This window comes from Escherichia sp. MOD1-EC6475, assembly GCF_003046645.1.
Lineage (GTDB): Bacteria > Pseudomonadota > Gammaproteobacteria > Enterobacterales > Enterobacteriaceae > Escherichia > Escherichia ruysiae.
On the sequence record NZ_PZKQ01000059.1, the window covers coordinates 1 to 21,416 of the forward strand.

A 21,416-nucleotide genomic window follows, 5' to 3' on the forward strand; every position below is an offset into this window, starting at 1 on the left:
CCTGAAGGGAAAGCTGCACGTAATCAGCAAGCGATATACGCAGCGAATTGAGCGGCATAACCTGAATCTGAGGCAGCACCTGGCACGGCTGGGACGGAAGTCGCTGTCGTTCTCAAAATCGGTGGAGCTGCATGACAAAGTCATCGGGCATTATCTGAACATAAAACACTATCAATAAGTTGGAGTCATTACCCACTCATTAATGTAGCATTAACGATGATGACCAGGGCCAACCCCGTCAATGTCATCATAATGATAAAACTGTAAGAACCAGGATCAAACTTAAACAATAAACCGGCCAGCATACTGATTAAAAACATCGCTCCCGCTGTGCAGAACACGACGGTAATGGCAGAGACAGGTGCTAAACTTGCAACGACAATTGCCACCAACGATATTAAAAACAGATATATTACGCCTGATATGGCAGCATTTATCTTATTGATATCTTTACTTAAGCCATACATACAAAGTAATAACAATCCTATGGCGACATACATCGGCGGTGAATCATATTTTGTTGCCGTGATTTCGGGATGCTTAGCTATCCAGGCCAGTCCTGCGGTTGCCGCCAAACCGAAAGCGGTAATGAGCCATATGGTGTTTAATATCCTGGCCTCGCGGAGAAAATCGAGTTTATTGTTGTTTTGCAAGTATGATTCCATTCTTTTCGTTGTCCTTAGATAAGAAAATTAATATCCATTGTAAATAAATTCACAATCACACATATACAATACTAATGCGTTCCTGCATTCTGATACGCTACAGTCCTGTCACAAAGTATGTTTTACGCCAGACTAATGTTTATTGTTTCCTTAATAACAATGAGGGGACATCGGGCGATGTCCTCTATGCATAAAATCACAGCGGATTCGGACTGGCTTCGCGATAAGAAACATTTTTCTTCGGTGATGCGAAGGTGTCTCGCAGATCTTTATATTCATATATTTTGGCACGGGTGCCATCAGTTACTGGAATGGAGGAGTGCGGACGATAACACTGAGATAATGGCGAATTGCAATGCTCTTCGTGGGTAGAGATGCCCAGCCAGTCAAGAATCATCGCATAGTTATTAAGCAATGAATAAACTTCTTGAATGTGTCCAAGTTTACGCGGTTGACTGGCGATAGCAGCCTGGCTATACCAGATAAATTGCGGTACATCGTAGGCTTCTTTACTGGGAGTATCTGCGGCGTGCATATAATACGATGGAATATTGGGATTTTTCTCCAGACCGTGGTCAGAAAAATAGAGTAATGAGGATTTACTTCCCTCCAGTCTTTTCATGATTTCGCCAATGATGTAATCGGTAAATCGTATGGAGTTGTTGTAGCAATCCTCGTATTTATCCCCAGTTTTAATTTTACCTGCCCATTCAGGGTAGCGTGTACAGGCAATTTCATGGCTACCATTACCATGTAGCAGTATTAATTTCTTACCCTTGACTTTTAATGCTTCATCCAACAACGGCAGAAGGCTATCATCGTATTCCTCGCTTACCCAATGTGTATTATTACTGGAACGACCAATGAGCGTAATATAGTTATTATGCTTCCCGGACATACCCACGGTACTTAACCAGGTAGTCTGATACCCCACTTTATTAGCTACGGCAATAACATTATTTGATAAGTCCGCAGTGGTAAAACTTTCTGTTGTCGCTTTACTGAGGATCATCGGAACAGAAGTTACTGTTGCCGCCGCTGGAGAAACTGCATTATCAAAGATAAGCGCCTGTGGTCCAATCTCATTTTGTACAGGCGTGGTATTGATACCAAAGCCATACAAACTCATATTACTGCGCCGTACAGACTCCCCTACGATAATAACATAATTTTCAATATCCGTTTCTTTAGCTATCAATCCCGGTAAATCCACATCAATTTGTTTTATTTCTCTGGCAAAAGAAATATCTCGATAAGCAATAATAAAATCGGCAGCGGTATAAAATGGTGTAAATCTTAACACCCTGGAGCTTAATGGAGAGTATCCTCCAAGACCATCTTTTTTCTGTTTACTCCATTGATTGTAACTAAACCATGAGATAAATATTAATAGTATCACCAGTGATGCACATTGAACCTTAGTAGACACACACTTAACGCCCATGTGTATAGAAAAATAAGTCAGCAAGAAATAAACAACACATAGTGGCATCCAGGATAGATATAACCCCGACATTGCTTTCACTTCAGACCAGTGGGTTTCCATGATACTCATTGCAAAGATAATATTAAATTCACTTTGATAAATTTGCCATGTACAAAGCGCGACCATAAAATTAATGGTCAATAATAGTGACACACTCAATGCCACTATTTTCCCAACAAATAATCGATAACACCCTGTCAAACAGAGGATGATTAGCAAGTTGCAGATACCGACGCGCAGGATAACTCTCAATGGCTGTAAAAAATAAACAGGCCAAAGCTGGAGTAATACAGACACAAGTAGCAATGCGATGAAAATGTATTTTTTTGACTGCCGTGGATAAGCCGTTATCGATGGTAATACGAAAGACATAGAACCCTGTCCCATTTATTATATGAATATATATTAAAAAATTAATCCCATTGAGATATATTATCAGCAGATGATTGATTTTTACCCGCAAGCATTTATTTAACAGATGAATATCACCAGCCATTAATAAAACCGTAGGATTGTACTCTATTTTCTTTTAGGTATACCAGATTTATAAAAATGCATCACATGCATAGATATAAAGATATAATCAATATGAATTATATCTTTATGCCTATTTTTTAAATATATACTTATTATCGAATAGACAAAAAAAATCCCGGTGTCATTCCGGGATTTTATAAGAAATGCGTTTAACGGCGGTTGCCAAAGATCCGCAGCAACATCAGGAACAGGTTGATGAAGTCCAGATACAACGTTAATGCGCCAAGAATGGAATATTTACGCAGGTTCGACGTGTCGCGGGTATCAATCTGTTCACCCATATTTTTCAGTTTCTGAGTGTCATACGCCGTCAGTCCAACAAAGACAATCACGCCGATGTAGGTGACTGCCCACATCAACGCTTCGCTTTTCAGCCAGAAGTTCACCAGCGAGGCGATGACAATACCGATTAATGCCATAAATAGCATATTGCCGAAGCCACTTAAATCGCGTTTCGTGGTGTAACCATACAGACTCATCGCGCCAAACATCCCGGCGGTGACAACGAAGGTACTGGCAATAGAGGCGGCAGTGTAGACAATGAAAATACTGGAGAGCGTTAAGCCCGTTAGCGCCGAATAAAGCATAAAGAGCATCGTCGTTACGCCCGCGCTGAGTTTTTGAATCATCGCTGATAACACGATAACCAGAGCTAATTGCGCGATTATCAAACCGATTAAGAAGACCCGGTTAGTGAATAACAGCTCCATAACGGCGGCAGAATTAGCCGCATACCAGGCAACAAATGCGGTCAGCAACAGGCCAACTGTCATCCAGCCATAGACCTGCGCCATATAGGTTTGCAAGCCAGCACGGGGTTGTACGATTGAATCTGAACGTGGAAATCTGTCCATGACTTTCTCCTGAAGATATAAGGAATATCTAAAGGATACTGCAAATGATGAGGGTGTGCATCGAGGCAGCGTAAACGCATGTCCAGAGCGGTGAAATTGCCGGATGCAGCGGTGCCTTATCCGGCCAACAAAAAACTACCAGCGTTTTGCCGCCTGCTGATCGCTCTCCCTGGCTTCGACCCAGCGATCACCTTCCGGCGTGGCTTCGCGCTTCCAGAACGGTGCGCGGGTTTTCAGATAATCCATAATAAACTGCCCGGCTTCAAACGCGCTGCTACGGTGTGCGCTGGTGACGCCGACAAAAACGATTTCATCGCCCGGCCATAATTCGCCAATGCGGTGAATCACCGTGACGCGTCCCAGCGGCCAACGGTTACGCGCCTCATCCACGATTTCAGCCAGTGCCTTTTCCGTCATCCCCGGATAGTGTTCGAGGGTTAATGCTTTTACACTGTCGCCCAGGTTATGGTTGCGCACCTTACCGGTAAACGTGACCACTGCACCATCTTCGTCACGCTCCGCCAGCCACGGGTACTCTTCCCCTACACTGAACGGCTGCGGGCCGACAACAATTTTGGTTTCTGCCATCTTAACCTCCGGTTACCGGCGGGAAAAAAGCCACTTCGTCGCCGTCAGTCAGCGGATGGTCAAAACTCACCAGCGTCTGGTTGACGGCGGCCAGTAATTTGCCATCTTCCAGCGCCAGCGCCCAGCGATCGCTCTGCGCTGCCAGGTGTTGGCGCAATGCTTCTACGTTTGGGAAATCCGCAGCCACTTCGGTTGCATCTGTTCCCACCAACTCACGCACCTGGGCGAAAAAAAGAACTTTAATCATCCGCTTCCACCTTAAAATCACCCGACTTGCCGCCGCTCTTCGCCAGCAAACGTACCGGGCCAATCACCATATCTTTTTGCACCGCTTTGCACATGTCATAAATGGTCAGCGCCGCCACAGAGGCTGCGGTTAATGCTTCCATTTCGACACCAGTTTTGCCGGTCAGGCGGCAAAGCGTTTCAATTCGTACCCGATTATGTTCCGGCTCGGCCTGTAAATTGACTTCAACTTTGCTGAGCATCAGCGGATGACAGAGCGGGATCAGATCCCAGGTGCGTTTTGCCGCCTGAATACCGGCAATGCGCGCAGTGGCAAATACGTCGCCTTTGTGGTGGCGACCATCAATGATCATCGCCAGCGTCTCACTGCGCATGGTGACAAAGGCTTCGGCGCGCGCTTCACGTACAGTTTCCGCTTTGGCGGAGACATCCACCATGTGCGCTTCGCCAGCGGCGTTGATATGGGTCAGTTGCGACATACTTATTTCTTCAAATGTGGATGGAAATTGCACGGACGCGTACGGGCATCCAGCTGCGGGGCAATGATATTTTCCCAGGCGGTGCGGCACGCTTTGGTTGAACCAGGCATGGCGAAAATCAGTGTCTTGTTAGCAACACCCGCCACCGCACGAGATTGCAGCGTTGCGGTGCCAATCTCTTCGAACGACAGCATACGGAACACTTCGCCGAAGCCTTCGACTTCACGATCGAACAGCGGCAGCAGTGCTTCTGGCGCCTGATCGCCTTCCGTCAGGCCAGTACCACCTGTAATCAGCACCACTTGCACATCGTCGCTGGCGATCCACGCAGATACCTGGGCACGGATGGCGTAGCGATTCTCTTTGACAATGGCTTTATCGACAACGTGATGGCCTGCTTCCTGCGCCGAGTCGCGCAGATAGTGGCCGGAGGTATCGTCTTCTTCACCGCGACGATTAGAAACCGTAAGAATAGCAATACGGGTCGGGATAAATTCAGTGCATACCTGACTCATCTGATCTCTCCTTTTGACGTTTTAACCGCCAATGTACGATAAGTTTTGCGTAATACCGGTGTTGTTTTGATGCAGGAAATGGGTCTGTTTTTTCTCCCGCAGCGCCGCCGAAATACGTGCTTCCAGCGCCTGTTGCTGGGTATCGTCTTCCAGCAGATCGCGCAGATTAACGCCGCCCTCACCAAACAGGCAAAGATGGAGTTTACCAATGGAGGAGACGCGCAGGCGGTTGCAGGTGGCGCAGAAGTCTTTTTCATACGGCATGATAAGGCCGATCTCTCCGGCGTAATCCGGATGACAAAAGACTTGCGCGGGGCCGTCGCTGCGTTGACGAAGCTGATGGAGCCAGCCACGACGCAGCAGCTCGTCACGCAGAACCTGACCAGAGATATGGTGCTTACGGAAGAGTTCGCTGCCCTCGCCCGTTTCCATTAGTTCGATAAAACGTAGCTGAATGGAGCGATGCTGGATCCAGTTCAGAAAGGTGTCGAGTTGATGATGATTGACATCCCGCATCAGCACGGTATTGACTTTGACCTTCTCAAACCCGGCTTCAAATGCGGCATCGATGCCTGCCATTACCTGGTTGAATTTATCCTGCCCGGTAATGGCGTGAAACTGACGGGCGTCGAGGCTATCAACGCTGACGTTAATGCCCGTCAGGCCTGCATCGCGCCAGTTCGCGACATCGCGTTCCAGACGGTAACCATTGGTAGTGACCGCAATCTGGCGAATAGCGTCGTTTTCCCGCACGGCGGCGATGATATCGGTAAAGTCACGGCGTAAAGACGGCTCGCCGCCTGTCAGGCGAACTTTTTCGGTGCCCAGACTGGCGAAGGCGCGAGTAACCCGACGAATTTCATCGACGGTCAGGAAGCCTTTATTAGTGACGCCGCTCGGCTTGTAGCCATCCGGCAGGCAGTAGGTGCAACGAAAGTTACACACATCGGTAATCGACAGGCGCAAGTAGTAAAACTTACGCGCAAATGCATCAGTCAGTTGTGAAGCCATGTACACCTTTCCAGATACGGGAGGCGAAGTCATTTCTTCCTTCGCCCTGGTGGCAATCTTTATGAGCATTGTCACGGCCAAAGCACCGTATCAGTTGACCCAGGTGCAGAGGCTAGAGTGTTTAGTGGTTATGCCGATACTAGCGTGTAAATGAGATTTTTACCATTCACACTTTTCGCTATGTAATCATATATATAGCGTCATGATCGTGCTATTTCACTACAGAATAAGGGAAAATGACGGTTTTACTTTGATGTACATCATCAGCAATGCAGTGCGTATATCGTCCTTTAGAGGTAGAAAACAATTATTTATATCCTCAATATTGGCAGGTTAATTGCTGTTTCCCTGTCAGTTGCGCTACTGTAGCGCGGATAATCTGACTTCAGGAATTTATATGCGCAATCGTACGCTGGCTGACCTTGATCGTGTCGTTGCTCTCGGCGGAGGGCATGGACTGGGACGCGTTCTCTCCTCACTTTCGTCTTTGGGTTCTCGTTTAACGGGAATTGTGACCACCACCGATAATGGTGGTTCAACAGGGCGTATTCGCCGCTCAGAAGGCGGTATTGCCTGGGGCGATATGCGCAACTGCCTTAATCAGTTGATTACGGAACCCAGCGTCGCTTCCGCAATGTTTGAATACCGTTTTGGCGGTAATGGCGAACTTTCCGGGCATAACCTTGGAAACCTGATGTTAAAGGCGCTGGATCACCTTAGCGTACGGCCTCTGGAAGCCATCAATTTGATTCGTAATCTGCTGAAAGTGGATGCGCATTTGATTCCAATGTCAGAGCATCCCGTTGATCTGATGGCGATTGACGATCAGGGGCATGAAGTTTACGGCGAGGTGAATATTGACCAGTTAACCACGCCGATTCAGGAATTACTGTTAACCCCTAATGTGCCTGCCACGCGTGAAGCGGTACATGCTATCAATGAAGCAGATCTGATTCTTATCGGGCCAGGCAGTTTTTATACCAGCCTGATGCCGATCCTGCTGCTTAAGGAAATGGCGCAGGCATTGCGCCGCACGCCAGCTCCGATGGTCTATATCGGCAATCTGGGACGTGAACTTAGCTTACCAGCGGCGAATCTGAAGCTGGAAAATAAGCTGGCGATTATGGAGCAGTATGTCGGCAAGAAGGTTATTGATGCTGTAGTCGTTGGGCCGAAAGTGGATGTTTCTGCGGTCACCGACAGAATAGTGATTCAGGACGTACTGGAGGCCAGCGATATCCCCTATCGTCATGACCGCCAGTTGTTACATAACGCACTGGAAAAGGCGTTACAGGCGTTGGGTTAACGTGGCTGAGATTGCTGACCAGGCTTCTGGAGCAATGCGGCCTGTTCCCCTCACCCTAACCCTCTCCCCAAAGGGGCGAGGGGATCGTTCGAGCACTTTTTTGACTTCATAGTTAATCTGAGCCGGAAGAACATTCCGGCTTTCTCATCTCGTCACGACGCAGCAATAAACAGCTCGCGTAACTGATGCAACTGATCGCGAATTTGCGCCGCCTCTTCGAACTCCAGGTTTTGCGCATGTTTCATCATCTGCCCTTCCAGCTCATGGATTTTCTGCTGCAACGCTTTTGGCGACATATCCATCGGCACATTATCCGGCTCAACAATCGCGCGCGCTTTCCCTCTGCCCTTGGCTTTGGTTTTAGCAATGTTCTGCCCCAGCGCCAGGATATCGACCACTTTCTTGTTCAGCCCTTGCGGTGTAATGCCATGCTCTTCGTTGTACTTCTGCTGTTTCTCGCGGCGACGTTCGGTTTCACCAATGGCTTTCGCCATTGACGGGGTTATCTTATCGCCGTAGAGAATCGCTTTGCCGTTGACGTTACGCGCCGCACGCCCGATGGTCTGAATTAATGAACGTTCAGAACGCAGGAAGCCCTCTTTGTCGGCGTCGAGGATTGCCACCAGCGAAACTTCCGGCATATCCAGACCTTCGCGCAGTAAGTTGATGCCAACCAGTACGTCAAACTCGCCCAGACGTAAATCGCGGATGATTTCCATACGCTCAACGGTATCAATGTCGGAGTGAAGATAACGCACGCGCTCGCCGTGTTCTTCGAGATATTCCGTGAGATCTTCCGCCATCCGCTTGGTCAGTGTTGTGACAAGAACGCGTTCGTTAATTGCCGCTCGCTGACGAATCTCCGAAAGAAGATCATCGACCTGGGTCGCTACCGGACGCACTTCGATAATCGGATCAAGCAATCCGGTTGGACGCACCACCTGATCCACCACGTCGCCGCCTGATTTTTCCAGCTCGTAATTACCCGGCGTCGCAGAAACATAGATGGTTTGCGGGGCTAAAGCTTCGAACTCTTCAAATTTCAGTGGACGGTTATCCAGCGCAGATGGCAGGCGGAAACCGTACTCCACCAGCGTTTCTTTACGCGCCCGGTCGCCGCGATACATACCGCCAATCTGCGGAATGGTGACGTGTGATTCATCAACCACCAGCAGCCCATCGGCAGGCAGATAATCAAATAGCGTCGGCGGTGGCTCGCCAGGCCCGCGCCCGGAGAGGAAGCGCGAATAGTTTTCAATGCCCGAACAGTAGCCCAGCTCATTCATCATCTCCAGATCAAACTGGGTACGCTGGGTCAGCCGCTGCTCTTCCAGCAATTTGTTATTTGCCAGCAGTACCTTGCGCCGATCCGCCAGCTCTTCTTTTATCTCTTCCATCGCCTGCACAATGCGCTCGCGCGGCGTAACATAGTGCGTTTTCGGGTAGATGGTATAACGCGCAATGGTCGAAATAATCTGCCCGGTCAGCGGGTCGAAAAGTGAGAGACGCTCCACTTCTTCGTCGAACAATTCTACACGTAGCGCAACGTCGTCGGACTCTGCCGGGAAGATGTCGATCACCTCACCGCGCACGCGGAAAGTGCCGCGCTGGAACGCCTGGTCGTTGCGGGTATATTGCAACTCCGCCAGGCGGCGCAGGATAGCCCGTTGATCGATAATCATACCGACCGTGAGGTGCAGCATCATTTTGAGATATAAATCAGGATCGCCCAGACCATAAATAGCGGAAACTGACGCTACGACAATAACATCTCGCCGCTCCAGCAACGCTTTGGTTGCTGAAAGTCGCATCTGTTCGATATGTTCGTTTACTGAGGCATCTTTCTCAATAAACGTATCTGAACTCGGAACATAGGCTTCTGGCTGATAGTAATCGTAATAGGAGACGAAATACTCCACCGCGTTTTCCGGGAAGAACTCTTTCATCTCACCATATAGTTGCGCTGCCAGCGTTTTGTTGGGTGCCAGCACCATGGTTGGACGTTGCAGGTCAGCAATGACATTAGCAATAGTGAAGGTTTTTCCCGACCCCGTCACGCCGAGCAGAGTCTGATGCGCGAGGCCATCCTCCAGCCCCTCTTTGAGGCGTCGAATCGCCTCCGGCTGATCGCCAGAAGGTTTGAACGCGGAATTCAGTTTGAATGGTTTACTCATGAGTTGCTACCTGAAGGAATGGGCGGGCAGGTGTGTAATTTTACTCGTCATGATTAATAATGCCAATAAATTATACTGGATAAAAAAACAGTCTCACACCACAACATTTCTGTTACGCCGTAAACTAAGGTCTAAACCGTAGGCAAAATTGACGCTGTGACGAGATAAAACTCTGGTCTGCAGGGTTATCCCCAGAGCAATGGCTTTTTTAACATTTGTCAAGATGGCTGATGACGGATTTATTGCAGGAGATGACACTTTCCTGACAGCCATTGCATTTATATAACAGATTGAAAAATAACAAATATTTATTTAAGCCGTCTTTAGCGCCAATTTGCGTGCAAGCCGCGTATTCTCTCGCTTACCTTACGTTTTCTAACTCTAATGCACATGGTTATCCACAGGAATAGTGGATAACTGCCTGCAGCCCCTATGTCCAGCCGCCTGGGCAATTCCCATACTAATCGTATAATGCGGGGGTAAAATTTTTTTCGCGATTTTTTTAGCATTTTATTGGTTAAATTACGGGCGACCGAAGACGCGATCTCGCTCGCAATTCAACCAATTTTTTTGCTACTTCAGTGATGTGAGATTTATATATTTTCCGGTTAGCGCACTTTCTGGATTTTCCTGGAGCCAGGGGATTTCCCCCAGCAGCGGCGCGGGGATCATTCGGGTGAGCGTAGCCATATATTCACTGTGGCGTTTACCCTGCAGCGTGACATCGTTCGCCACCCAGCCTGCGAGTGTTAGCCCTGCCTGCTGTACGGCCTGTGCTGTCAGCATTGCATGATTGATGCAGCCCAGTTTTACCCCAACGACCAGAATCACCGGCAGTTGTTCCTGCGTTACCCAATCTGCAAACATGAACGAATCCGAAAGCGGCGTAAACCAGCCGCCCGCGCCTTCCACTAACACCCACTCAGCCTGGTGTTCCAGCGCACGTAATCCGGCGCTCATCACCAATGGGTCAATTGGCCTGCCCTCTTGCGCGCTGATGATATGCGGCGAGGTCGACTCTTCGAAGGTGTATGGATTCACCGTGGCGTAATCCAGCTGCAGGCTGCTGTTGCGCTGTAACGCCAGTGCATCGCTGTTGCGTAAACCTTCTGCAGTCATTTCGCTACCGGAGGCAACGGGTTTGTAGCCTGCCGTTCGGTAACCTGCGGCCTTCGCGGCCTGCAACAGTGCGCAACTGGCAACGGTTTTACCCACTTCGGTGTCCGTTCCGGTAACAAAATAGCGTTTACTCACGAGCAATTACTCCCAAAAAAAGATAATACGTCAGGGGATATAGCCCCTGCTGTTGCGGCCAGGCCATTTGCAGTTGTTGTAGCTGTGAACGGGTTAATACTCGCGGGTCGCGCCCTGCATGAAGATGCGTTGCGCCAATGCCTTTCAGCGAACGCATGGCACTGAGCGCATCATCAAACCACAGCGTGACAGGCTGCATATTATGTTGATAGCGAAAACCTTTCAGCGCCTGTTCAATATCTGCTGATGGTAAAAAGCGATTGGCATGGGGGCGTTCGTCTACCGCTTGCCACGCCTGATGCAATTCGGGTAACGAACCCTGCGCCAGCGTGGTAAACGCCACTACGCCGCCGGGGCGTACTACGCGACAAAGCTCACCTAATGCCGTGGATAAATTACCGCACCACTGCACCGCGAGATTGCTCCATGCAAGATCGAAGGTTGCAGTCGCTAACGGCAGGGATTCGATATCCCCCGCCAGATAATGATCTGCGGCATCCTTCTGGCGTGCCTGGGCAAGCATTGGTGGCGAGAGATCTAACGCCATCACCTGCTCGCTGCGCTCGCGCCAGTGGCGGCTCATCCAGCCAGGTCCACAGCCAGCGTCCAGCACACGGGCGTATTTGCGTTGCGGGAGCATTGCCAGTAAGGCGTCGGCACTGTGGCGCTGTAACTCTGCGTGTTGCTCATATTGTGAGGCAGCCCGACCAAATGCCGCCGCAATGGCTTGTTTATTGACCGTTGCCATGCAGCACCTCCAGCAAACGGTCGATATCCTGCGTTTCATGCACTGCGGTTAGCGTTAAGCGTAGACGCGCGGTGCCGACGGGTACGGTTGGTGGGCGAATCGCTGTTACCCAGCAACCTTGCTGACGCAGTTTTTCTGCCAGGCGTAATGCGCGAGCGTTATCACCGATGATTAATGGCTGAATGGCGCTACGTGAATCCGCAAGAGTAAACGGCAAACCCTGCACTCCGGCACGAAAACGCGTAATGAGCGCCGCCAGTTTTTCGCGCCGAGCATCACCTTCTTCACTGCGAATAACCGCCAGAGATGCGCGTAATGCCTGCGACTGCGCCGGAGGCATACTGGTGCTGTAGATAAGATGACGGGCAAATTGCAGCAGATAATCCGCCACAGTTTCAGAGCAAAGCACCGCCGCACCGCTGACACCAAATCCTTTGCCAAAAGTAACAACCAGCAATTCTGGTTTCACCTGCTGTTGCCAGCAGCTACCGCGCCCCTGTTCACCGATAACGCCCGTACCGTGGGCATCGTCGACCATCAACCAGCCATTGTGCTGCTGCGTCTCACGGTGGATTTCTGCCAGCGGCGCACTATCACCGTCCATACTGAATACGCCTTCTGTCACCACCAGTTGCAACCCCGGACAGGAGAAAGCAAGCAGGCGCGCCAGATGAGCGACATCGTTATGAGCAAAACGGCGAAGTGGCGCCGGACTTAAACTGGCAGCTTCCAGCAAGGAAGCATGGCTAAGCCGGTCGGCAACGATGCGATCTTCTTTTGCCATCATCGCGGCAATGACCGCCTGATTAGCGGCAAAACCAGAGATAAACAGCAGTGCCCGCGAATAGCCCAGCCACTCGGCCAGTTCTTCTTCCAGCGCCTGATGCGCCACGCTATAACCGCTGACGTGACCGGAACCGCCGCTACCGACGCCAAATTGCTCCGCACCCTGCCTCCAGGCACGGATAACTTGCGGATGATGGCTTAAACCTAAATAATCGTTACTGGAAAAGTTCAGATACTGGCGATCATCCGCCACCAGCCAGCGTCCGGCGCCTTGTGCCACCGGATAACGGCGACGCAGAGCATCGGCAGCACGCCGCGCATCGAGCGCCGCGTTAATCTTCTCCTGCCAGGTCATAGTGCTGCCGCGTTGTAGTATTCGTCAGTATCCGGGGTCATCAGCGCCTGTTCCAGACGTTGCTGTTGTTCGTTATCTCCCGCCAGAACGGCGGTTTGTTGCGGATTCAGCCCCAGTTTACGGAACAGTTGCAGGTCTTTATCTTCTTCCGGATTCGGCGTGGTTAGCAGTTTGCAACCGTAGAAAATCGAGTTAGCCCCGGCCATAAAGCACATCGCCTGAGTCTGTTCATTCATCTGCTCGCGTCCGGCAGAAAGGCGCACGTAAGAAGTCGGCATCATGATCCGCGCCACCGCAATGGTGCGAATAAAATCAAAGGCATCCACATCGTCGTTATCCGCCAGCGGCGTGCCTTTCACCTTCACCAGCATGTTGATTGGTACGCTTTCCGGCGGCGTCGGCAGGTTTGCCAGTTGCAGCAATAATCCGGCGCGATCTTTCACCGTTTCGCCTAAGCCAACAATGCCGCCAGAACAGACTTTGATCCCGGCATCGCGCACTTTTTCCAGCGTATCGAGGCGTTCCTGATAAGTGCGTGTTGTGATGATATTGCCGTAAAACTCCGGCGAGGTGTCGAGGTTGTGGTTGTAGTAATCCAGCCCGGCATCCGCAAGGCGCTGCGCCTGAGATTCACTCAACGTGCCCAGCGTCATACACGCCTCGAGGCCCATCGCTTTTACCCCTTGCACCATCTGCTCCAGGTACGGCATATCGCGTTCGTGGGGATTCTTCCACGCCGCGCCCATGCAGAAACGTGTCGATCCAGCCGCTTTCGCTTTGCGCGCCGACTCCAGCACCTGTTCAACTTCCATCAACCGCTCGGATTCCAGCCCGGTTTTGTAGCGCGAGCTTTGCGGGCAGTATTTGCAGTCTTCCGGACAAGCTCCGGTCTTAATCGACAGCAAAGTGCTGACCTGCACCTGACGAGGATCGAAATGCTGACGATGCACCTGCTGTGCTTCAAACAGCAGATCCAGCAACGGTTTTTCAAATAATTCTGTGACTTGCGACAATGTCCAGCGTGGGCGGTGAGCCATGGGGCTTCTCCAAAACGTGTTTTTTGTTGTTAATTCGGTGTAGACTCGTAAACCTAAATCTTTTCAATTTGGTTTACAAGTCGATTATGACAACGGACGATCTTGCCTTTGACCAACGCCATATCTGGCACCCATACACATCCATGACCTCCCCTCTGCCGGTTTATCCGGTGGCGAGCGCCGAAGGTTGCGAGCTAATTTTGTCTGACGGCAGACGCCTGGTTGACGGTATGTCGTCCTGGTGGGCGGCGATCCACGGCTACAATCACCCGCAGCTTAATGCGGCGATGAAGTCGCAAATTGATGCCATGTCGCATGTAATGTTTGGCGGTATCACCCACGCGCCCGCCATTGAGCTGTGCCGCAAACTGGTGGCGATGACGCCGCAACCACTGGAATGCATTTTTCTCGCGGACTCCGGTTCCGTAGCGGTGGAAGTGGCGATGAAAATGGCGTTGCAGTACTGGCAAGCCAAAGGCGAAGCGCGCCAGCGTTTTCTGACCTTCCGCAATGGTTATCATGGCGATACTTTTGGCGCGATGTCGTTATGCGATCCTGACAACTCAATGCACAGCCTGTGGAAAGGCTATCTGCCAGAAAACTTGTTTGCCCCGGCTCCGCAAAGCCGCATGGACGGCGAATGGGATGAGCGCGATATGGTGGGCTTTGCGCGCCTGATGGCGGCGCATCGTCATGAAATTGCTGCGGTGATCATTGAACCGATTGTCCAGGGCGCAGGCGGGATGCGCATCTACCATCCGGAATGGTTAAAACGAATCCGCAAAATGTGCGATCGTGAAGGTATCTTGCTGATTGCTGACGAAATCGCCACCGGATTTGGTCGAACCGGCAAACTGTTTGCCTGTGAACATGCGGGAATCGCGCCGGACATTTTATGCCTCGGTAAAGCCTTAACCGGCGGCATGATGACCCTTTCCGCTACGCTCACCACACGTCAGGTTGCGGAAACTATTAGTAACGGCGAAGCCGGTTGCTTTATGCACGGGCCAACTTTTATGGGCAATCCGCTGGCCTGCGCGGCAGCGAACGCCAGCCTGACGATTATCGAATCCGGTAAATGGCAACAGCAGGTGGCAAATATTGAAGCGCAACTACGCGAGCAACTGGCACCAGTCCGTGACGCCGAAATAGTTGCCGATGTGCGCGTGCTGGGGGCAATTGGCGTGGTCGAAACCACTCGTCCGGTGAATATGGCAGCACTGCAAAAATTCTTTGTCGAGCAGGGTGTGTGGATACGGCCTTTTGGCAAACTGATTTACCTGATGCCGCCCTATATTATTCGCCCGGAACAGTTGCAGCGCCTGACCGCAGCGATAAGTCACGCCGTACTGGATGAAACATTTTTTTGCCAATAACGGGAAGTCAGCGTGAGGGTTTCTGGCTACACTTTCTGCAAACAAGAAAGGAGGGTTAATGAAACTCATCAGTAATGATCTGCGCGATGGCGATAAGCTGCCGCATCGTCATGTCTTTAACGGCATGGGTTACGATGGCGATAATATTTCGCCACATCTGGCGTGGGATGATGTTCCTGCGGGAACGAAAAGTTTTGTCGTCACCTGCTACGACCCGGATGCGCCAACCGGCTCCGGCTGGTGGCACTGGGTAGTTGTTAACTTGCCTGCCGATACCCGTGTATTGCCGCAAGGATTTGGCTCTGGTCTGGTAGCAATCCCTGATGGCGTGCTCCAGACACGCACTGATTTTGGTAAAACCGGGTACGATGGTGCAGCGCCGCCGAAAGGCGAAACCCATCGCTACATTTTTACCGTTCACGCGCTGGATGTAGAACGTATTGATGTCGATGAAGGTGCCAGCGGCGCGATGGTCGGTTTTAACGTTCATTTCCACTCTCTCGCCAGCGCATCAATTACCGCGATGTTCAGTTAAATGTTCTGTCAGATGGTGCCAGGCCATCTGACATCACTTAAAGGTATTAAAAACAACTTTTTGTCTTTTTACCTTCCCGTTTCGCTAAAGTTAGTATAAAAAAGCAGGCTTCAACGGATTCATTTTTCCATTTCAAAGCCCGGAGCAACCTGTGAACACATTTTCAGTTTCCCGTCTGGCGCTGGCACTGGCTTTTGGCGTGACGCTGACCGCCTGTAGCTCAACACCGCCCGATCAACGTCCTTCCGATCAAGTAGCACCTGGTACGTCTTCTCGCCCGATTCTGTCGGCAAAAGAAGCGCAGAATTTCGATGTTCAACACTATTTTGCGTCCCTGACGCCAGGTGCTACAGCATGGAATCCTTCCCCGATTACCCTGCCTGCGCAACCTGACTTTGTTGTCGGCCCGGCGGGTACTCAAGGTGTAACGCATACCACGATTCAGGCGGCGGTAGATGCGGCGATTATCAAGCGTACAAATAAGCGCCAGTATATTGCCGTGATGCCAGGTGAGTATGAAGGTACAGTTTATGTCCCTGCCGCTCCGGGGGGAATCACTGTCTACGGTATGGGCGAAAAACCGATTGATGTGAAGATTGGGCTTTCCCTTGATGGTGGAATGAGCCCTGCCGACTGGCGTCATGACGTCAACCCGCGCGGCAAATATATGCCAGGTAAACCAGCGTGGTACATGTACGATAGCTGCCAGAGCAAACGCAGCAACAGCATCGGCGTTCTCTGTTCTGCGGTCTTCTGGTCACAAAACAATGGTTTGCAACTGCAAAACCTGACCATTGAAAACACCCTGGGCGATAGCGTAGATGCGGGTAACCATCCGGCGGTGGCGTTGCGTACTGACGGCGATAAAGTGCAGATCAACAACGTTAACATTCTCGGTCGTCAGAATACCTTCTTTGTCACCAACAGCGGTGTGCAAAACCGTCTGGAAACGAATCGTCAGCCGCGTACTCTGGTAACTAATAGCTACATCGAAGGGGATGTGGATATCGTTTCCGGCCGTGGTGCAGTGGTGTTCGATAATACCGAATTCCGCGTGGTGAACTCACGTACTCAGCAAGAAGCGTATGTGTTTGCACCGGCTACGCTGTCCAATATTTACTACGGTTTCCTCGCGGTAAATAGCCGTTTCAATGCTTCCGGTGATGGTATCGCGCAGCTGGGCCGTTCGCTGGATGTAGATGCCAATACCAACGGTCAGGTGGTGATCCGTGATAGCGCCATCAACGAAGGTTTTAACACGGCCAAACCGTGGGCCGATGCGGTGATCTCTAATCGTCCGTTTGCGGGTAACACCGGCAGCGTTGATGATAACGACGAAGTACAGCGCAATCTGAATGACACTAACTACAACCGCATGTGGGAATACAATAACCGTGGCGTGGGTAGCAAAGTGGTTGCAGAAGCAAAGAAATAAGAGCTATTAACTCATTGCCGGATGCGGCGTAAACGCCTTATCCGGCCTACGGGTCAATGCGATTTGTAGGTCGGATAAGATGCGCCAGCATCGCATCCGACAATAAGTGCCGGATGCGACCTACATTCACATGGCGCTTTTTATATCTGACGGTTTTTATTGAAGTTAATCAAACTACCCGCCTTGATAATCTCACGCTCTTCCGCAGTCAGGCTTTCCATGTAAAGCGTAATTTCCGTTACCGGCGCATCTTCATGGATCACATAACCTTTGAAGGTTGTACCTGGATTATCCAGCGCCGCTTTAATGCCAGGAATATAAATGTAATCCCCCACTTCAAAGTTCGGCACTTCTGCCATTTGCAGCGGTAACATCCCCCAGTTGATGACATTAGAACGGTAACGTTTAGTCGCGTATTCCTCGGCAATATTCGCCAGACCGCCAATCACACGCTGGCAGCTCGCCGCCTGTTCACGCGCAGAACCATCACCTGGTTTGACTGCATAGACCATGCTGCCAATTTCAGTTTGCAGCGGATCAATATGTTTCTGACCAGCAATCTGTTTAATACGCGCAAACACCCCTGCCAGTTCACTAACGTTTCCTGCCAGACGCTGATTTTCCAGCTCAGCGGTGGCCTTACTTCTGCCAACATAACCTGGATCGCGGCGTGACAGGGTAAACTCCGCCAGACCAATCGGATTTGAACGATAAGAAGAGGTTTCACCGGAAGGAATCAATTCGTCAGTGGTAGTCACTTCGTCGAGGATCTTCGAGCACACTTTGAGGACGATATTGTCAGTCAGCGCACCCAATTCCGGCCAGTCTTTAATGTTCGGTCCATAAATCAGCGGTTGCTGAGTTGCCCCTTTCACAAAGCCCTGATAAACACGGTTTTTATACGGCGTTACATCGAAGGCGTACTCCGGCACGTTGTCCCAGCAATCCAGCTCGCTGGCAGAGGTTAAATAGCCACCGTTTGCCGCAGTCGCAGCGATAGAACGGGCGTCCATTAATGCAACCGCTGACATCTGACCATTAGCTGGCTTAGAGCCCTCGCGATTCGGGAAGTTACGCGTGGTGTGGCGAATACTCAAACCGTTGTTGATTGGCGTATCACCTGCCCCAAAGCATGGGCCGCAGAACGCAGTTCTGATGATTGCGCCTGCGCCAATCAAATCTGCTACCACGCCTTTTTTGGCTAAATCCATAAATACCGGCTGTGATGACGGATAAACCGCCAGCGAGAAGGTGTCGTTGCCACAGGATTGACCACGCAGTGCATTCGCCGCTGCAATAACGTTTTCATAGTTACCGCCAGAACAGCCTGCGATAATCCCCTGTTGTACTTTCAGGCGACCATTTTCGACTTTATCCAGCAGCGAGAGTCTGGCTTTACCGTGCGCCACGCGCTCGGACTCGATTTCAATCTCACGCAGAATGTCGGTCAGGTTCTGGTTCAGCGTGTCGATTTCATAAACGTTGCTCGGATGGAACGGCAGCGCAATCATTGGTTTGATGGCACTTAAATCAACGCTAATGCAACCATCGTAGTACGCCATCGGTTGTGGATTAAGCTGGCAGTAATCCTGGCCGCGACCGTGCAGCGCCAGCCAGTTATGGACTTCTTCATCGGTTTGCCAGACAGAACTTAAACAGGTCGTTTCAGTGGTCATAACGTCAACGCTGTTACGGAAATCGGTAGAGAGCGCAGCAACACCGGGACCTACGAATTCCATCACTTTGTTTTTGACGTAGCCGTTTTTGAACACGGCACCGATGATAGCCAGCGCCACATCCTGCGGCCCCACATAAGGTGCTGGTTTTCCGGTCAAATGCACCGCAACAACGCCCGGATAGTCGATATCCCAGGTGTCATTAAGCAGTTGTTTTACCAGCTCGCCGCCGCCCTCGCCGACCGCCATTGTACCTAACGCACCGTAACGGGTGTGGCTATCTGAACCGAGGATCATTTTGCCGCCTCCTGCCATCATTTCACGCATATATTGATGGATGACCGCAATATGCGGAGGCACAAAAATACCGCCATAACGCTGCGCTGCCGATAAACCAAAAACATGGTCATCACCATTAATGGTGCCGCCGACGGCGCACAGTGAGTTATGGCAGTTGGTCAGCACATACGGCAGCGGGAAACGTTCCATGCCGGACGCTTTAGCGGTCTGTACAATACCAACAAAGGTAATATCGTGAGAGGCTAAGGAATCAAACTTAATTTTAAGTTTGTCCATATTTCCGGATGTATTATGAGAAGAGAGAATAGACCAGGCAATAGTGCCTTTTTTTGCTTCTTCTTTATTAATTTCGCCGGTGAAATGTTCTTCGGTAATTATTTCGTTATTACTGGCGAGAAACACGCCTTTTTCAGATAACTTAATCATCAAATGCTCCAGATATCTGCGCACCGTAAAGTGCGCAGAAAGATAATAAATGGATATACTCTAAATAATTCGAGTTGCAGGAAGGCGACAAGCGAGTGAATCCCCAGGAGCTTACATAAGTAAGTGACTGGGGTGAGCGAACGCAGACGCAGCACATGCAACTTGAAGTATGACGAGTATATTTACAGCATGTTCCAGCCGATCAGCATATTCCACCACCATACGCCAAGGGTGATATGCACCAAGAAGGTTAGTATCGTCAGTACCGCACCGGCCAACCACCAGGATTTAATGTCGTTGTAACCCACGCCAAAGATGACCGGACCTGCCGCGCCGCCATAGTGAGTGACCATGCCGCCGTAAGAGTTGGAGAACAGCAGCGCCAGCGCAGTTAACATTAACGGTGCGCCGGAGACGTTCGCCAGCATGGCAAATACCGGCAACATAGCAACGATATAGGCACTACCAGAAGCGAAGAAATAACGCACGATGATGCTAAGGAAAATAATGACAAAGAAGGCAACGTTGCCATGACCATCAAATGCCAGGTTATTTTTAAAGACTTCAGCTAACCATTCGAAGAATTTAACTTTTGATAATAAGGAGCTTAAACCGATAATACCGCCGTACCAGATTAAGGTATTCCAGCCGCCTTTATTTTTAACCACATCTTCCCAGGTAACGATACCCAGCAGCAGCATGGTTGCCATAACAACGATTGCCACAGTGGATTCATCAACCCCCAGAGACTTACTGAAAATCCAGCCCAGCAGCGCCAGCACAAAGACACCGAGCAGCATTTTTTCACGGATTTTCATCGGTCCCAGTTCGGCAAGGCCCGCTTTAGCGATGGTTTTGTTATCGACCTTTTTAATTTCTGGCGGATACATGGTGTAAATCACCAGCGGAGTGACCAGCAGCATAATGATGCCCGGCAAACCAGCGGCCAACGCCCATCCACCCCAGCTAATTTGCAGATGCAGAATGTCGTTGATCATTTTCAGCGCCAGAATGTTCCCCGCCATTGCGGTAAAGAACATGTAGCTGGTGGTTTTGGTGACCATGTAAATGGACATCATCAGGTAATGTCCAACACGACGCGGGCTTTTTTCCGGTTCGGACCCAAGAGCCACCGCCACGCTGTTGATGATCGGTAACACAATGCCGCCCGCACGCGCGGTGTTAGACGGTGTTGCCGGAGCCAGTACCAGATCGAGGAATACGGTAACGTAACCCAGCCCGAGGGTTGTGCTACCAATTTTACCAATCAGCAGATAGGCGATACGTTTACCTAAGCCGGTGGTAACAAACGCGGCGCTTAAGGTGAACGCCGAGAACACCAACCAGGTTGTACCGGAAGAGTAACCGCTTAATACGGCGGTGGTTTTAAATGCACCGTCGGATAAGTTACCCACGACCACCATCGAAGCGGCAACCGCAATTAACAGTACGACAGGTTCCGGGAATGGCTTAATAACCAGACCCACAATTGCCGCCAGGTAGATACCAAACAGTACCCACGCCAGTTCACTTAATCCTGCCGGAGCTGGCATAAAGCCAATAATACATGGGATCGCTAATATCAGAATTAGCTTCCATAACGATTTCTTATTCATTTAAAATCCTG

General features: G+C 50.5%; 19 protein-coding genes, 1 pseudogene and 1 riboswitch. Of the genes and pseudogenes, 5 read left to right on the forward strand and 15 right to left on the reverse strand.

Going from position 1 to position 21,416, the window contains the following annotated elements; genetic code table 11:
• On the forward strand, positions 1-178 hold a 178-nt coding region (locus A7589_RS18860; RefSeq protein ID WP_000663719.1), incomplete at its 5' end, for an IS1 family transposase.
• A gap of 16 nt (positions 179-194) precedes the next feature.
• On the opposite strand, the pseudogene A7589_RS18865 reads toward A7589_RS18860, so the two are convergent.
• The 8 genes and pseudogenes from A7589_RS18865 to moaA all read right to left on the reverse strand — a co-directional run.
• Positions 195-665: pseudogene (locus A7589_RS18865) on the reverse strand (Bax inhibitor 1 family protein); the annotation flags it as partial.
• A 196-nt stretch (positions 666-861) separates the two neighbouring features.
• Positions 862-2,523: a phosphoethanolamine transferase gene (locus tag A7589_RS18870; RefSeq protein ID WP_024257332.1), complete on the reverse strand. Its 1,662-nt coding sequence runs from the start codon at positions 2,521-2,523 to the stop codon at positions 862-864.
• Positions 2,524-2,837: 314 nt separating this feature from the next.
• Positions 2,838-3,542, reverse strand: a complete 705-nt coding sequence (locus tag A7589_RS18875) for a Bax inhibitor-1/YccA family protein (protein ID WP_000373623.1) — start codon at positions 3,540-3,542, stop codon at positions 2,838-2,840.
• Positions 3,543-3,677: 135 nt separating this feature from the next.
• Complete coding sequence (moaE, locus tag A7589_RS18880) at positions 3,678-4,130, reverse strand: molybdopterin synthase catalytic subunit MoaE (protein ID WP_000852287.1); 453 nt, start codon at positions 4,128-4,130, stop codon at positions 3,678-3,680.
• A gap of 1 nt (position 4,131) precedes the next feature.
• Positions 4,132-4,377: a molybdopterin synthase sulfur carrier subunit gene (gene moaD / locus A7589_RS18885; RefSeq protein WP_000598607.1), complete on the reverse strand. Its 246-nt coding sequence runs from the start codon at positions 4,375-4,377 to the stop codon at positions 4,132-4,134.
• Positions 4,370-4,855, reverse strand: coding sequence for a cyclic pyranopterin monophosphate synthase MoaC (gene moaC / locus A7589_RS18890; protein ID WP_000080885.1), 486 nt, complete (start codon positions 4,853-4,855; stop codon positions 4,370-4,372). Before moaC ends, moaD begins: the two co-directional genes overlap by 8 nt.
• Before the next feature lie 2 nt (positions 4,856-4,857).
• The gene (moaB, locus tag A7589_RS18895; protein ID WP_000084434.1) at positions 4,858-5,370 is read right to left on the reverse strand and encodes a molybdenum cofactor biosynthesis protein B; all 513 of its coding nucleotides are present in this window, start codon (positions 5,368-5,370) and stop codon (positions 4,858-4,860) included.
• A 21-nt stretch (positions 5,371-5,391) separates the two neighbouring features.
• Positions 5,392-6,381, reverse strand: a complete 990-nt coding sequence (moaA, locus tag A7589_RS18900) for a GTP 3',8-cyclase MoaA (RefSeq protein WP_010356971.1) — start codon at positions 6,379-6,381, stop codon at positions 5,392-5,394.
• A riboswitch (molybdenum cofactor riboswitch) is annotated at positions 6,369-6,513 on the reverse strand. It overlaps the preceding gene by 13 nt.
• Before the next feature lie 265 nt (positions 6,514-6,778).
• Here moaA and yvcK point away from each other — a divergent pair.
• Entirely contained in the window at positions 6,779-7,687 is a 909-nt protein-coding gene (yvcK, locus tag A7589_RS18905; RefSeq protein ID WP_010347415.1) for a uridine diphosphate-N-acetylglucosamine-binding protein YvcK, read from the forward strand.
• Positions 7,688-7,839: 152 nt separating this feature from the next.
• Here yvcK and uvrB read toward each other — a convergent pair whose 3' ends face one another.
• The 5 genes from uvrB to bioB all read right to left on the reverse strand — a co-directional run bounded on the left by uvrB (position 7,840) and on the right by bioB (position 14,041).
• Positions 7,840-9,861 carry an excinuclease ABC subunit UvrB gene (gene uvrB / locus A7589_RS18910; RefSeq protein WP_000042546.1) on the reverse strand — a complete coding sequence of 674 codons (2,022 nt, stop codon included), beginning with the start codon at positions 9,859-9,861 and terminating at the stop codon, positions 7,840-7,842.
• 573 nt (positions 9,862-10,434) lie between these two features.
• Entirely contained in the window at positions 10,435-11,115 is a 681-nt protein-coding gene (gene bioD, locus A7589_RS18915) for a dethiobiotin synthase (RefSeq protein WP_108188954.1), read from the reverse strand.
• The gene (bioC, locus tag A7589_RS18920; protein WP_000246806.1) at positions 11,108-11,863 is read right to left on the reverse strand and encodes a malonyl-ACP O-methyltransferase BioC; all 756 of its coding nucleotides are present in this window, start codon (positions 11,861-11,863) and stop codon (positions 11,108-11,110) included. The genes bioD and bioC overlap by 8 nt, the downstream gene beginning before the upstream one ends.
• The gene (bioF, locus tag A7589_RS18925) at positions 11,847-13,004 is read right to left on the reverse strand and encodes an 8-amino-7-oxononanoate synthase (protein ID WP_000220208.1); all 1,158 of its coding nucleotides are present in this window, start codon (positions 13,002-13,004) and stop codon (positions 11,847-11,849) included. The genes bioC and bioF overlap by 17 nt, the downstream gene beginning before the upstream one ends.
• Positions 13,001-14,041 (reverse strand): biotin synthase BioB, encoded by a 1,041-nt coding sequence (gene bioB, locus A7589_RS18930; RefSeq protein WP_000951225.1) that lies wholly within the window; start codon positions 14,039-14,041, stop codon positions 13,001-13,003. The genes bioF and bioB overlap by 4 nt, the downstream gene beginning before the upstream one ends.
• 86 nt (positions 14,042-14,127) lie before the next feature.
• On the opposite strand from bioB, the gene bioA reads away from it, so the two are divergent.
• The 3 genes from bioA to A7589_RS18945 all read left to right on the forward strand — a co-directional run bounded on the left by bioA (position 14,128) and on the right by A7589_RS18945 (position 17,387).
• Positions 14,128-15,417 carry an adenosylmethionine--8-amino-7-oxononanoate transaminase gene (bioA, locus tag A7589_RS18935; RefSeq protein WP_108188955.1) on the forward strand — a complete coding sequence of 430 codons (1,290 nt, stop codon included), beginning with the start codon at positions 14,128-14,130 and terminating at the stop codon, positions 15,415-15,417.
• Positions 15,418-15,475: 58 nt separating this feature from the next.
• Positions 15,476-15,952, forward strand: coding sequence for a kinase inhibitor (locus A7589_RS18940; protein WP_000767387.1), 477 nt, complete (start codon positions 15,476-15,478; stop codon positions 15,950-15,952).
• A gap of 151 nt (positions 15,953-16,103) precedes the next feature.
• Positions 16,104-17,387: a putative acyl-CoA thioester hydrolase gene (locus A7589_RS18945; RefSeq protein WP_001091596.1), complete on the forward strand. Its 1,284-nt coding sequence runs from the start codon at positions 16,104-16,106 to the stop codon at positions 17,385-17,387.
• Positions 17,388-17,527: 140 nt separating this feature from the next.
• Here the strand turns inward: A7589_RS18945 and A7589_RS18950 are convergent, their stop codons facing one another.
• Together A7589_RS18950 and A7589_RS18955 are read right to left on the reverse strand one after the other, a co-directional pair.
• Positions 17,528-19,789: a hydratase gene (locus A7589_RS18950; RefSeq protein WP_105282745.1), complete on the reverse strand. Its 2,262-nt coding sequence runs from the start codon at positions 19,787-19,789 to the stop codon at positions 17,528-17,530.
• A gap of 182 nt (positions 19,790-19,971) precedes the next feature.
• Complete coding sequence (locus A7589_RS18955) at positions 19,972-21,405, reverse strand: anion permease (RefSeq protein ID WP_001036485.1); 1,434 nt, start codon at positions 21,403-21,405, stop codon at positions 19,972-19,974.
• Positions 21,406-21,416: the final 11 nt, after the last annotated feature.